This is a genomic window from Sebaldella sp. S0638, assembly GCF_024158605.1.
Taxonomy (GTDB): domain Bacteria; phylum Fusobacteriota; class Fusobacteriia; order Fusobacteriales; family Leptotrichiaceae; genus Sebaldella.
In genome coordinates this window covers 1-14,402 of record NZ_JAMZGM010000088.1, presented here as the reverse complement: position 1 = coordinate 14,402, position 14,402 = coordinate 1, and the positions used below count along the sequence as shown (strand labels likewise).

General features: G+C 33.2%; 14 protein-coding genes and 1 pseudogene. 9 read left to right on the top strand and 6 right to left on the bottom strand.

The window, feature by feature from the left end:
- Positions 1-222: 222 nt before the first annotated feature.
- The 3 genes from NK213_RS16930 to NK213_RS16920 all read left to right on the top strand — a co-directional run bounded on the left by NK213_RS16930 (position 223) and on the right by NK213_RS16920 (position 4,889).
- A complete protein-coding gene (locus tag NK213_RS16930; protein WP_253351298.1) occupies positions 223-675 on the top strand; it encodes a hypothetical protein in 453 nt (150 codons plus the stop codon).
- Positions 676-785: 110 nt separating this feature from the next.
- Positions 786-1,697 (top strand): hypothetical protein, encoded by a 912-nt coding sequence (locus NK213_RS16925; protein WP_253351297.1) that lies wholly within the window; start codon positions 786-788, stop codon positions 1,695-1,697.
- A gap of 438 nt (positions 1,698-2,135) precedes the next feature.
- Positions 2,136-4,889 (top strand): autotransporter domain-containing protein, encoded by a 2,754-nt coding sequence (locus NK213_RS16920; protein ID WP_253351296.1) that lies wholly within the window; start codon positions 2,136-2,138, stop codon positions 4,887-4,889.
- Positions 4,890-5,051: 162 nt separating this feature from the next.
- Here NK213_RS16920 and NK213_RS16915 read toward each other — a convergent pair whose 3' ends face one another.
- The 5 genes from NK213_RS16915 to NK213_RS16900 all read right to left on the bottom strand — a co-directional run bounded on the left by NK213_RS16915 (position 5,052) and on the right by NK213_RS16900 (position 8,802).
- The gene (locus NK213_RS16915; RefSeq protein ID WP_253351295.1) at positions 5,052-5,825 is read right to left on the bottom strand and encodes a Cof-type HAD-IIB family hydrolase; all 774 of its coding nucleotides are present in this window, start codon (positions 5,823-5,825) and stop codon (positions 5,052-5,054) included.
- 227 nt (positions 5,826-6,052) lie between these two features.
- The gene (locus NK213_RS16910) at positions 6,053-6,406 is read right to left on the bottom strand and encodes a hypothetical protein (RefSeq protein ID WP_253351294.1); all 354 of its coding nucleotides are present in this window, start codon (positions 6,404-6,406) and stop codon (positions 6,053-6,055) included.
- 135 nt (positions 6,407-6,541) lie between these two features.
- The gene (locus tag NK213_RS20495; protein ID WP_256478810.1) at positions 6,542-6,664 is read right to left on the bottom strand and encodes a hypothetical protein; all 123 of its coding nucleotides are present in this window, start codon (positions 6,662-6,664) and stop codon (positions 6,542-6,544) included.
- Positions 6,665-6,731: 67 nt separating this feature from the next.
- On the bottom strand, positions 6,732-8,153 hold the full coding sequence (locus NK213_RS16905) for a cell wall metabolism sensor histidine kinase WalK (RefSeq protein WP_253351293.1): 1,422 nt from the start codon (positions 8,151-8,153) through the stop codon (positions 6,732-6,734).
- Positions 8,137-8,802 carry a response regulator transcription factor gene (locus tag NK213_RS16900; protein WP_253351292.1) on the bottom strand — a complete coding sequence of 222 codons (666 nt, stop codon included), beginning with the start codon at positions 8,800-8,802 and terminating at the stop codon, positions 8,137-8,139. The genes NK213_RS16905 and NK213_RS16900 overlap by 17 nt, the downstream gene beginning before the upstream one ends.
- 145 nt (positions 8,803-8,947) lie before the next feature.
- On the opposite strand from NK213_RS16900, the gene NK213_RS16895 reads away from it, so the two are divergent.
- From NK213_RS16895 to NK213_RS16870, 6 genes are all read left to right on the top strand, one after another.
- Positions 8,948-9,715: an RNA-binding protein gene (locus NK213_RS16895; protein WP_253351291.1), complete on the top strand. Its 768-nt coding sequence runs from the start codon at positions 8,948-8,950 to the stop codon at positions 9,713-9,715.
- Between the two features lie 15 nt (positions 9,716-9,730).
- Positions 9,731-10,426: a hypothetical protein gene (locus NK213_RS16890; RefSeq protein ID WP_253351290.1), complete on the top strand. Its 696-nt coding sequence runs from the start codon at positions 9,731-9,733 to the stop codon at positions 10,424-10,426.
- Between the two features lie 10 nt (positions 10,427-10,436).
- The gene (locus tag NK213_RS16885) at positions 10,437-10,628 is read left to right on the top strand and encodes a hypothetical protein (RefSeq protein WP_253351289.1); all 192 of its coding nucleotides are present in this window, start codon (positions 10,437-10,439) and stop codon (positions 10,626-10,628) included.
- Between the two features lie 81 nt (positions 10,629-10,709).
- The gene (pepF, locus tag NK213_RS16880) at positions 10,710-12,539 is read left to right on the top strand and encodes an oligoendopeptidase F (protein ID WP_253351288.1); all 1,830 of its coding nucleotides are present in this window, start codon (positions 10,710-10,712) and stop codon (positions 12,537-12,539) included.
- Between the two features lie 64 nt (positions 12,540-12,603).
- Positions 12,604-13,110, top strand: coding sequence for a PTS glucose transporter subunit IIA (gene crr / locus NK213_RS16875; protein WP_253351287.1), 507 nt, complete (start codon positions 12,604-12,606; stop codon positions 13,108-13,110).
- A gap of 207 nt (positions 13,111-13,317) precedes the next feature.
- Entirely contained in the window at positions 13,318-13,950 is a 633-nt protein-coding gene (locus NK213_RS16870) for an outer membrane beta-barrel protein (protein ID WP_253351286.1), read from the top strand.
- 97 nt (positions 13,951-14,047) lie between these two features.
- Here the strand turns inward: NK213_RS16870 and NK213_RS16865 are convergent.
- Positions 14,048-14,320, bottom strand: a pseudogene (locus NK213_RS16865) (pantothenate kinase); the annotation flags it as partial.
- Between the last annotated feature and the right edge of the window lie 82 nt (positions 14,321-14,402).

Sequence of the window (14,402 nt, the reverse complement as noted above, 5' to 3'; positions counted from 1 at the left end):
TTATCTCCTAAAGAATATTTGAAAAAAATTTCATAATAGACAAGATAAATGTGTCCACATTATTGACATAAGTACATGGGTTTTCTGTTTAATAAAATATATACCGGTTAACAAAATATATGAAATAATGATAAGCAGGGATGAAGAAACAATAAAGAGGTTTTGCAGAATCGGATATAATAAAATCCGGTTCTGTGTATTAAAATATACAAGGAATAAAATATGAAGAAATGGATAATTCTAATTTTCAGCATTCATTTTCTATTGACAGGATGTAAGACAAATAGAAGAATAGCAACACCGGAACATTTTTCAAATGTAATGAGAAAAAATGAATATATAGTAAAAAATATGATAAGAAAATATCAGAACAATCTGAGTATAGAAGCAGCAGTAATAGCAATGAAAGAAGACCTGCGTATAGAATATTACAAAACAGACAATGAAAACAGAGCAGCGGCAATGTTTGACATAAATAAAGAAAAGTGCCGCCGTAACAGGGAAAATAAAGTGTCGGAAGAGAATGAAAATAGTGAAGATTACTCAAAGTATGTACTGAAAACAAATTTCAGATATAAAGTAGTCGCCAGACTAAAAAATACCCTGATATATGTAGATGTACCATTGTCAGAAGAAACAAAAATAAGGGAAGTCCTTGAGGAAATAAAATACTAAAGTGTAGTTTGTTAAAAATAAAAAAATAGCAGTTTTAATAAAAATAAAATAATGAAAAGATAATGCTGAAATAGGAATTATACGAAAAATTTCATGTTAAGGTGGTTAGAATGAAATCGTGTAATGAAAGTGAAATTATATGGCAAATCAAGGAACATTACAGAAAGTATGGGAAAACAACAGCGAAAAGTTTTAATGAAAATAAGGAAACCTGTTCTTCAGCAACGGTAAAAAGATATTTCGGGCACTGGGAGAATGCGAAGAAAGAAGCAGGAATAAATGAAGAAGAGAAAAAGGACAGAGTGGAGAAGCTGATAAAAGAAAAGATAGAAACGGGAGAACTGAGACATATATCAGCAATAGACGGAATAGAGGGTCTGCCGAGCTATAAATATGTGAAGACATTATGGAACAGGGAAGAAATAGAAGAGAAGTTTGGAATAAAGATAAGGAAGTTTTCATACAGTAAAGAAGAAATAGCAGAAGCGTACAGGGAAATAAAGGAAGAGTACAGGGCAGTGACCCTGTTGATAATGAAAAAAGAAAAAGGGATAGGGGCAAGTGTAGTAAGGAGACATTTTGGTACATGGAATGAATTTCTGAGATCTATGGGAGATGAGCCTGTTCATGTGATAACGAATGTGACACATACAAATGAAGAGTTAATAGAGTTGTACAGAAAATTATCAATAAGGATAGGAAAAGAGCAATATGGGGCAACATTAAGAGATTTGATAAAATATGAATTTCCTTATTCGAAATCTGTGTTAGCGAGTAGATTTACAGGAATAAATAATTTAAGACGGCTTGCGGGATTTGAAGTAAAGAAAGAAGTGATACCGAAGTATAACAAACAGAGTTTGAAGCTTTTACTTTACAAGAATTACAAGAAATATGGCAGAAGATTATCGCAGACAGAGATAGCCAAAGATGAAAATCTTCCTAATCCGTCATCAATATTTTATTGTTTTCAGACTACAAAGATTACTGAGGTATGGAATGAAGTATTGAATGTGAAGTAATAAATGAAGATAGATTTTTAAAAATAAAATAACAATAATATTTAAAAATCAGAAAAAGTCAGATTTAAGTCTGACTTTTTATTTTAATTTTTTTTTAAAAAAGTCAGTGAAAATACTTAGCAAGAAAAAATGGTATAAAAATTTAACTTTAAAAAATTCAATTAAATATTTAATTCAAAAAAATATTTTAATAATGAATTATATTGATAAATAAGGATTATAATATTGTACGTACATTTGTTTGTAGAAATAAAGTTGACATTAGGAAAAATAAATTATATAATATATTCGTCGGTGAGAAGTGTAATATATAATTGTTACAATTTGAGACAAAATATAAAATAAAAAATGACTCCTATATTCAGAGTTAGATACAAGAAGAATCACACTTCTCTAGATTCTTGTATCTAATGTTAATGAATAAAGGAGGAATAAGAGATGAAAACGAATAAGAAAATTATGTTTATTATAACTTTAGCAACAGCTTTAGTAAGCTGCTCAAGCTCTGGCGGGGGAGAAGGAAACAGTGGCGGAGGAGGAACAGCAACACCAACTCCGATAGATGTGACTAGAGATATTCCTTTTAATCCAGAAGATCCGCATAATGCAAAAGAGGCTAAAGAGAACAAAATAGACGGTACAGGAGTGACGGTTGGTGTAGTAGACAGCAACTTTGACGTTAATAACATAGAATTTAGAGACGCAAACGGCAAAAGCCGTATAACAAAAGACAGTAATTATGCCGGAAGCACAAATATACACGGAAGTTTAGTATCAGAATTAATTGGCGGTAAAACAATAGGTGTAGCCCCTGGTGTAAAAATCAGAGGTGAAGCTGCCGGGACGGTATGTTCTGACGGAAGCAATAACTGTATAGTAGTGCAGAGAGGTATGTACGATAATTTATATAATAACGGAGTAAGAATATACAATCAGTCGTTCGGAGTAGCTTCAAGAACAATAAAAACTGCTTCAAAATCTGATATGCCGCTTTCTGATCCGGTAGTATCGTTTTACAGAGATAAGGCATCTACAGACAGTTTATTTATCTGGGCAGCAGGAAATTCAGGTAAAGATGAGGTTTCTGCCGAAGCAGGACTTCCATATTTTTATCCTGAAATGCAAAAAGGATGGTTAGCTGTTATGGCAGTGGATTCTACAGACGGGACTCCGAGTGATTACTCAAATAAATGCGGTATAGCACAGAACTGGTGTCTGGCAGCAGTGGGAGATTATGAATTTAATGTAAGAAATGTTTCTGGAATGGGAACTTCATTTGCAGCTCCGGTAGTAACAGGAACAGCAGCTTTGATTCAGGAAGAATACCCATGGATGAACGGTGATCTTATAAGACAGACAATATTATCCACAGCTACTGATAAAGGAGCTAAAGGTGTAGATGCTGTGTATGGTTGGGGACTTTTAAACATAAGCAAAGCAGTAAAAGGACCGGCACTTTTTGATAAAAGACTTGCATTGGGAGATTATGTCAATGTAACATTCAATACTGTTACTTCTACATTCGGAAATGACATATCAGGAGATGCAGGGCTGATAAAGGCAGGAACAGGAACATTGATACTCAGCGGTAAAAATACATATACAGGAAAGAACGTAGTAAACGGCGGAGTGCTTGAAGTAAACGGACAAGTGGTATCTGAGGTAGATGTACAGTCTGGCGGAACTCTAGCAAGCAACGGAGGATACATAAATAATAATGTAATAAATAACGGAGGAACTGTCAGCAGTACAGGACAAGGAATGAACATTCAGGGAAATTATACTTCTACTCCTGAAGGTGTAATAATAAGTGCAGCTGGGGCAACTATAAAAGTGGGAGGAACAGCAGATTTAAATAATTCCACTTTAAGAGTAACAGCTCCGAAAGATGCGGACAATAATCCGGTGTACATAAGTAAAGATGTAATAACAGAAAATGTAATAAGTGCCGTAAATGGTGTAACGAGTGAATTTGGAAAAGTAGAAACACCGGTATTCCTTCAATCTGACGTTGCTTATGGAAACGATGGCGTAAAATTAAGCGTAGCAAGAAGAGATATAGCAGAATATGCAGAAGCAGCTTATAATTCAGATGCAACAAGAAATAATTCATCACAAAATCTTGAACAGGTGTTAACAGCTCTTGATAATAACCAGGGAAGCGATGAATTCAGAACAAAAATAGCAATGCTTCAGCAGTCGTCATCATCAGACCTTGCAGCAACACTAGATAGTTTATCAGGTCAGATTTATGCTTCTGCACAGGCTCTTACATTCCAGCAGTCACAAGCAGTAAACAGAGACTTAACTAACAGACTGGTAATGTTGGGAAGCTTGGAAAATAAAGCAGATGTAGCAGGAATATGGTTCAGCGGAATAGCATCAACAGGAAAATTAAAAGAATCAGGTTATGCTTCAGCAGATACAACATCATTTGGCGGACAGGTAGGTATTGATAAAAATATAAGCGACAGTGTAATATTAGGTGCAGCTATATCTTATTCAGATGCAGATGCGGATTTTGACCGTTACGGCGGAAAATCAAAAAGCCAGAACTTGGGAATATCACTTTATGGAAGATACGGAGAAAAAGATGATAAATTTTATGTATTAGGTAGATTAGGTATAGGATTTGTCTCAAGTGATGTAGACAGGGAGATAGTAACAGGTTCACAGACTGAAAATGTATCAATAAACCATGATGATTATGTTTATTCAGGATACGGTGAAACAGGTTATAAATTCAAACTTGCGAAAAACTTTAACTTAACACCTTTTGCAGGAATATCATATGATTCAGTAAAAAGAGGAAGTTTCACAGAAGACGGAAGTCTCCTTGGTCTGGAAGCCGACAGTAAAACTTATGATCAGACATCAGGTTCAATAGGTCTTAGAGGTGAATACGACTTTGAATGGGCAGGCGGAAAAAGTACAATTCTAGGGTATGCATCTTGGCAGAAAGCGTTTAATGACGAAGATTTGAGCTTTGAAGCATCTTATGTGGGAATGTCATCTGAAAGATTTACAGTAGAAGGTATAGGTCTCCCAGGAGACTCTGTATGGACGGGTCTGGGAATAAGCACTGAAGTAAATGATAAATGGGCTTGGTATGCAAACTATGATATGCAGATAAATGATTCTGACATCTCAAATAATGTATTTTCAGCCGGGTTCAGATATAATATAAAATAAATTCAATCGGGAAGGTATAAAAGAATGACAATGATAAGCTAAGGTGTGCTTGTATGAGAAGATAATACAGCACACCTTCTTATATTTTTATGGTATTTTATCTAAATAAAAAAGGAAATACTTCTGAAGAAAATATTCCCGTATTTTTATTTGAATATAATATTATAAAATTTTAAAATGTTCAAGCGCTTTTACCAGACCGTTATCATCAATATGAGAAGTTACATAATCTGCGGAACTTTTTACAAAATCGCTGGCATTTCCCATAGCAATTCCTTTATTTACATGCTGTAACATAGTAACATCATTTTCACCGTCACCAAATGCCATGGTTTGTTCCACAGGAATATTGTAATATTTCAGCACAGCTTCTATTCCCACACTTTTACTTCCGCCTTTCGGGGTAACATCTATAAATTTATCATGCCATCTTGTAGCATCTATAAAATTAGTGCTGTTAAGAAGCATATTTTCCTGTTCTTTATCTACAAAAGCCGTAAGCTGATAAATATCATTTTTTACAGTTTCCACAGCAGGATCACAAACTTCAGGAATTTTTGTATTAAGTTCACTTGCAAACCATTTTACCTGATCATTTACCATATTGGTAAACACTTCATTTTCTTTGATAAAATAACATGCATAAAGATTTTTGCTGGTTTGGTCTGCTATTATTTCAATATCTTCTTTTTTTATACTTTGCTTATATATAATTTCTTTATTATTATAGCAATACTGACCATTTAGAGTAACATATCCGTCGAATTTGAAAATATTATCAAGTGTAATCATAGAATGGTGGCGTCCTGTTGCAATAAACAGCTTAATATCTTTTTTTCTCAGCTCATGCAGTGCATGGATAGTTTCCTTTGGTATCTGATGTGTTTTGAAACTGACCAGAGTTCCGTCAATATCAAAAAAAATTGCCTTAGTCATTTTGTTCCTTCTTTCTTTTATATCATAAAATTATTATCATTTAATTATGTAAGTATATGTTATCTGTAACTACAAGTTTACCATTTTTCAGGAAAAATGTAAATATCATATATGGAAATGAAAAAGAATGGTAGATATAAAATATACCAAAATGTTACAGTAATAAAAAAACTGTCCCTGAATTTCGGTATTACTTATTCTCGGGGACAGTTCCTTGTATAAATATATTAACGTGTGTTTGTATAATTAGCATTTGGATTTTCTCTCATGTATTTTTCCATAGCTGTTCTCATTTTTGCCTGTTCAGTGGCAATATCAGTATTTAATTTTTCTATTTTTTTCCAGTCAGGGGAAGTTTTTATCATTTCTTTTCTTACATCAAGTCTTTTTTCTTCTATAGTAATCCATGATTTTTGCATATCAGGGTTGTTGGCCATCATTTGGTAGTGGTAACCACCGCCGCCGCATCCTCCGTGATGCCCGTTACCATAACCCATTCCGCCTCCGTAGCCCATTCCTCTTGCAGCTGCAAAACCTCCGATTGATAATACCAAAGCACCTATCATAAAAACTTTTTTCATAAAAATTCACATCCTATCATATTGTTTTATTAAAATAATATATAGTATTTTGGCAATGATGGAATAAAATCAAAAATTTCAGCTTGCCAAAATACTCGCGTTTAATTTTCTGTAATTAAGTACCAATAAAGATATTTAGTAACGCCAAGTATGCCCGCAGCTGTCACTGTGTCTGTGAGTCCCGCCGTGGTGGCTGCCTGCGAAAGCACTTGCAGTAACTGCTAACATCAATAAAGCTACTGTTACTAACTTTTTCATAAACATCACTCCAATTCTAAAATCTTTTTCTATAATTATGATAACATTCTATTGTGTCAGAATTATGTCAAAAATTCTTTTTTATAATAAAAATAAATTTATCATCTTTTATTTCTATTTCCGGAGTTAATCCATTTAAATTTAATATCATTCTAACTATTGATAATCCGAGACCATTGCCGTCAATACTGAAATCAGTGGCGTTTTCACCTCTTGAAAATGGCTCCCAGAGAAGTTCTTTGTTCTTAGAAAGCGGACTGCTCATTTGATTTTCTATCTTTAATTTATTTTTATCGTTATATATAAATATTATACCATTTTCTTTTGAATATTTTAAGGCATTTTGTATAATATTATCAAAAGCTGTTTTTAATAATTTTTCTTCGCCGAAAATAATGAAGTCGTCATCTGGAAAAGACCAGTTAATATCTTTCTCCAGCTCCAGAGTTTCATATTTTTCTATGCTATTTTTTATAAGATTAAGTGAACTGACTTCACTCTGGCTTAGTTTTATACCTGGTGATGATAATTTTGAAATAGTCAGAAGATTAGTAACAAGATCATTCATTTCTATGCTTTCTTTCAAAATATTTCTATAATATTTCGGCAGGCTTTCGTTTTTTATAATCCCTGACACCAATGCCTGAGCATGAGAATTAATAACTGTAATAGGCGTTTTTAGCTCATGTGAGGCATTTGAAGCAAAAGACTTCAGATTCTCTATAGATGATTCCAGATTTCCTGACATGGTATTAATACTTTCACTTAATTCCCCGATTTCATCATTTCTGCTTATGGATATCTTTTCCGAGAAATCCAGAATTGATATTTTTTTTGCGGCAAGATTAAGCTTTTCAAGATCTTTTGTGATTTTTTTTGAAAAAATTCTGCCGATAACAGCACTTATAAGTAATGCCGCAATTGTAGTAAGGACATTAAACATTGATATCTCACGTCTGTAGTTTTTCATAGCAGTAAGTGATGTGGATATAATCAGTACATTTTGGTCAGAGAGCTGTTCTTCATAAAATAGAAGTCTGGTTCCTGTTCTTTTCAATTCTATAATTGATATATTGTCATAAAGTGTTTTTATTTTTTTACTCTCTTCTTTGTGCATTCTTTCCATGTCCCTGTTTTGCATCATTCCCTTTATGAATCTCGGAGGGCCTTCCATACTGCCGGGGCCTGACATGCCTCCTCTCATCATGCCTTTTTCATCATGTGAGTTATGCTGGGGCAATCTGAAGACATCAGTGCTGATCCCTTCTTTATCCTGTATATTCTGAAAATAATCAGTAAGATCAGTATCATTATTTTCTATTTTTTTCTTTACTTCAGCACTTATTTTTAATATCTGTTTCGATCTTCTGTGAATATAAAATTCGTCCAAAAAGAAAATATTAAAAATATAGTTTAGAAATACAGTAGTAATAATAATAAAAATAGAAAAAATAAATATCTTCTGAAAAAAATTAATTTTTACTTTCATCAAACATATACCCCATTCCACGTATAGTTTTTATAAGATCCCCGTAAGGAGAAATTTTTTTTCTGGTTCTTTTTATGAGAGTGTCCACTACGCGGTTGTCACCGTCAAAGTCATAGCCCCAGACTTCATTAAGGAGCATATCTCTCGTTAAGAGTTTTCCTTTATTTTTTATTATATAATCCAGAAATAGACTTTCTTTCTTTGTAAGTTCTATATTTTGTGAATCAATTACAAGTTCGTAATTGCCGAAATTAAATCTTAATGTTTCAAATGAATAATAATCTTCATTTTCTATTTTTAGAAGTTTTTTAATTCTGAGTATGAGTATTTTCAAGCTGAAAGGCTTGGTAATATAATCATCTGCTCCTATGCTGAGACCTTTTAGTTCATCAAGCTCGGTATCTCTTGCAGTCATCATTATAATAGGCTTGTTGGACTCGTTTCTTATTTCTCTGCATACGCTCCAGCCGTCTTTTTTCGGCAGGTTTATATCCAGAAGTACCAGATCCGGATTAATTTCATAGAACATGTCAATGGCAGAAGAACCTTCGTATGCCTTAAAAATCTCGAAATTTTCTTCAATAAGCGTATCTTCCAGAACCTCCATAAGATTTACCTCATCTTCTACTATTAATATCTTTTTTTTCATATAAGCACCCCTTTCTGAGATATTTACATTATATAATATTTTAGTGTCAAAATTATGACAAAATTTCACATTATATTTTTATATTACCATTTATTAAAAGTGAAATGAATAGTTTTTTATGATATAATATAAAAGGTGATAAACAATGAAGAAAGAAAAGTTCCTGGAGTTATTTCCGAAAGATGCATTAAATGAAGCCAGGAAGCTGTACAATTACTTTGAAACAGCGGAAAAATACGAGATAAATATTTTTACAGAAGAGTTTTATACACCTAATTTCTGGAAGAAACTAGGGACTAAAATAGGGGATATGGGTATAAAAACATGCGGTCTTACCGAAATATCAGAAAGACGCCAGATATTATTTGAAAATTATGAGGATAATGCGGTAGATTTTCCTAATAAAATTCTTCATATAAAAAATCTGTCAAAATTCAAACAGCAGGAACATAAGGATTATCTGGGGAGTATTTTGGGGCTTAATATAAAACGTGAGCTTCTTGGTGATATCCTTGTTTATGAAAACGGTGCTTATGTTATAGTTTCAGAAAAAATCAGTGACTATCTTTTGAATAATCTCGGACAGATAGGCAGAACACCTTGTGAAGTCTCTGCGGTAAATAATATGGAAGAACTGCCGGAAACAGAATTTCAGGAAATAATAATAAGAGTGAATTCGGAAAGGCTGGATTCCATTGTGTCAGAGCTGGTAAATGTATCGAGAAACAGTGCCGCGGAAGCTGTAGAGTCAGGAAATATTATGCTGAATTATGTTATTCAAAAAAGAAAAGATAAAAATGTAAATATTTCTGATATAATAACCATAAGACAACACGGAAAATTTATTTTTGCAGATGATCTGGGGATGACTAAAAAAGGAAAAAAGAAACTTTTATTTAAAAAATATATTTAATCCGGAGAAAATATTATGACAAAAAAACAATTTGAGCAATTTTGCAGTTTTAGGGACAAATTCAAAAAACAGATAGAGTCATGGAATAAGGAATATAATAAGGTATTAAAAGAGAAAATAGAGTCTCTTTCCGGATATGAGATAACCAATTCCTTTATTTATAATGAAAAGCTGGATGAGATAAATGAAAATGATAATATGAAATATATATGGATACAGGATAATCCCGGATATAACGAAATGCTTCAAAACAGATATGCTGTGGGGGCAAGCGGAAAAGCCGGGCAGAATTTTATGAAAAGTGAAGGACTTGTGGAGAATTTCGACAAAGAGGTCATTGTTTTGAATAAATCGCCTGTTCATACTAAGGTTACCGCTGTATTATCAAAGCTGAAAAATAAAGAGATTCAGGATGAAACGCAGAAATATATGGCAAAAGCCATCTATGAAGTGCATAATATATTTAAGTGTGATTTATGGATTTTGGGAATATCAAATTTAAAGGGAATATTCGGAACATTTACTGAAAATATAGAAGATTTATATAAAAACAGTACTCTGAATAAGAAAATGTTTTTATACTATCACTTTTCACAGGGACAGTTTAAAAAGGCCTATAATTCAGCCGGGACAGCTCTGGGGAGTGACAATACAGATAAAATACTGAAAAACATAGGGATAGGGAATAGAGAAAAGTATTTTGATTTTTAGGAGGAATCATATGAGAGAAGTAAACCCAAGAAAAAATAATACCAAAATGCTTCTTACAAGTTTTTTATTATCATTATTTCTGGTAGTGGTTATAGCAGTGTTAAAAATAGCGCTAACAGCTTTTTTATCAGTGATATGGCTTATAATACCATTTACTATAGTTATATTTATAATACTAAAATCAAGAGATGAATTTTTATAAAAAAGGGAGGCATTAATGTACAAGAGGCATTATAGTGCAATATTTTTACTTATATTTTTAATATTCGGAGAGGAGATATCAATGGCAAAAACATATGAAACAAGAGACGAAATAGCGCAGGAATATAAATGGAACCTGTCAGATATCTATAAAAGCTGGGATTTATGGCAGAAAGATTATACAAAAGCAGAAGGAATGCTGAATGAGTTAACGGAATACAAAGGAAAGCTTGAGGATAAGGAGAAATTTCTGGAATTTCTGAAAAAACAGGAAGATCTGGATAAACTGTCATATAAGCTCTACAGATACCCGCAGTTACTGAGAGATGTCAATGCATATGATAAAGATGCCACGGAAAATCTTCAGAAAGTACAGTTTTTATTTTCAAAGGTAACTACTGATCTTTCATGGGTTAATTCAGAAACTATTTCAATAGGTGAAGACAAAGTACTGGGCTGGACAAAAGAAGAGTCTTTTTCTGATTTCAGATTTGGTCTGGAAAATTTATTCAGACTTGAAAAGCACATTCTTCCCGAAAATGAAAACCGGCTTTTATCATACTATTCACAGTTTATGTCAGCGCCAAGAAGTATTTATACTGAATTATCAGTGTCTGATGTAAAATGGCCTGTGGTAGAATTATCTACAGGTGAAAAAATAGAGTCAACATATGGAAATTACAGCAGAGTGCTAAGCCAGAATAAGAATCAGGAAGACAGAAAAAAGATATTTGACGCCCATTACGGGACATTTAAGGAAAAAGAAAATACATATGCGGCAATATATAATTCAATACTTCAGAAAGATATAGCCAGAAAAAATGCATATAAATATGATTCTTTTCTGGATAGTTTTCTTGAAGGGGATAATATACCAAAAGAGGTTTATCTTAACCTTATAAAAACAGCAAGGGAAGAGTCGGCCCCTCTTAAGAGATACGCAAAATTAAGAAAAAAATTATTAAATCTGAAAGAATATCACACATATGACGGAAGCGTTAATTTAATAGATTTTAATAAAGAATATGACTATGAAACAGCAAAAGGACTTGTAGTGAAGTCAGTTGCTCCTCTTGGCGGGGAATATCAGAATAAGCTGAAAGAGGCAGTGGGACATGGATGGCTTGATGTTTTTGAAACAAAGGGTAAAAGATCAGGAGCATATTCAGCCGGAGTATACGGAGTTCATCCTTATATGCTTCTTAACTATAATGAGACACTTGACAGTGTGTTTACACTGGGACATGAACTGGGACATACGCTTCATACACTTTATTCTGCCGAGAATCAGCCGTTTGCAACACATGACTATACTATTTTTGTGGCGGAAGTAGCCTCTACATTTAATGAACGTCTTCTTTTAGACTCAATGCTGAAAGATACCGAAGATCCTAAAGAGAGAATAGCTCTTTTGGAACAGGCAATAAAGAATATTACAGGAACATTCTATTTTCAGGCTCTGCTTGCTGATTACGAGTATCAGGCACACCAGCTGGCAGATGAAGGAAAACCGATAACTCCCGATGCATTAGACGGAATTATGAAACAGCTGTTTAAGGATTATTACGGTAATGAAATGGCGGAAGACGAGCTTTTATATTCAGTATGGGCAAGAATACCACATTTTTATAACTCTCCGTTTTATGTTTATCAGTATGCAACATGTTTTGCATCTTCTGCGATACTTTATGATAAGATAATAAATGAAAAAAATCCTAAGAAAAAAGAAGAAGCCAGACAAAAATATATGGAACTTTTAAGTTCGGGGGGGAATGACTTCCCGATGGAACAGCTGAAAAAGGCAGGAGTGGATCTTGAGAAAAAGGAAACAATAAAAGCGGTCAGCAAACAACTTAATGTCTTGTTGGATAAACTTGAAATAGAGATAAAAAACCTTGAAAAGTCTAATTGACTATTATAAGTTCTTATGATATGCTAGTAATGAAATTTAGATATAATTTTAGGAAGGTGGTAAAATGGGATTATTTAATCTGTTCAAAGGAAAAGACGATAAAAAAGATTTTGATGGGAAGATATTCGCCCCATTAAACGGGAAAATAGTACCTGTGGAGGAAGTACCCGATGCAGTTTTTGCTGAAAAAATGGTTGGAGACGGGATAGCAATTGAACCAAGCGGCGGAGACCTTATTTTAGCCCCTATAGATGGTAAAGTGGAAAAAATATTTGATACTAACCATGCTTTTAGTATAGTAACAGATTCAGGAATAGAATTATTTGTTCACTTTGGGATTGACACAGTCCAGCTTGAAGGAAAAGGATTCGAAAGACTGGTAGAAGAAGGAAAAACAGTAAAAAGAGGAACACCTATAATTAAATATGATTATGAATTTTTAAAAGCAAATGCAAAAACAGTGATTACACCTGTGATAATTTCAAATATAGATGAGTTCGCAGGACTTGAAAAATCTTCTGGAGATGCAATAGCCGGAGAAACAAAAGTATTAGAAGTAAAATTTAAATAAGAGTTTATGTATTTATATGCTCCGTTAATTAATAAAATAATTAAACGGGGCTTTTTTTATACGGAAAATTTTATTATCTTCACATTGAGTTCACATTGGAATGTTATAGTAATTGTACAAGTGAGGAACTTGAGAAGAAATTTCCGTAAGAACAATTAGTAATAATAAGACTTGGGGGAATTCAATACTAAAAACGGGAGGAAAGATATGAGAAAATTTTTACTAGTAGCTGGACTATTAGCAAGTGCTGCATTATATGCAGAAGGAAACAAAGTAGAGGTAAGAGCAGGGTTTGATCTTGGTTCGACATTCCAGCATAACTATTATGATGTAAGTGAAGATGCAAAATTTTCATATGAATTGGCAGTTGAATACAGAAAGGAATTACCTTATAATTTTGAATTAGGTGCTGGTTTAGCTTATCAGGATCACGGGAAATTAAAGTCACAATCTAATTATAGAGGATCATACAGCTATACAACAGAGGGTGATCTATATGATTCAATACCTTTATATGTTACTGGAAGATATAATTTCAAAAATTCTACAGAAATAACACCTTATATCAAGGCAAATGTGGGATATTCATTTAATATGAATGATGGAACAATGAAATTAAAGTATAACGACGGTACTCAAGTAGACTTAGATGTAGAAGCTAAAAATGGATTTTACTATGGTTTAGGTGCTGGAGTAACATACAAAGGTTTTGTAGCTGATTTATCATATCAGGCGAATTTTTCAGATGTTGATTTTAAAAGCAATGGAACAACTGTAGAATCTTCAAAAGCTGATTTCAGCAGAGTAACATTAGGACTAGGTTATACATTCGGGTTTTAATAAATAAAAAAAGAATCTGTTTTTTGGACAGATTCTTTTTTGTTGAATAAAATTATAATTTGAAAAATAAAATAACAAATGCAGAATAGGAAATATATTAACTATTCTCGTAATAAAGCTCAAACAACCCTGAAATAAGCAATTCAGGTTCATAAATAACCTCAGTACGGCAAACAGGAATAATACTCCCGGCATTTCCGCCGGTAACAATAACAGCAGCTTTTTCAGAAAGAGTATCCTGTATTCTCTGAGTCATTCCGTCAAGCATTGCAGCATTGCCGAAAACTGCACCTGAAATAATACAGTCCTTTGTATTCAGTCCCATAAGGGGGCTTGCTGCCGAAAGATGTATATCCGGCAATTGTGCAGTATTCTTATGTAATGGTCAAGCAAAATGGGAACATTAGGATCCAAAGAAATTGAATCTAGCCTGGTAAGGAGTAATAAACCCA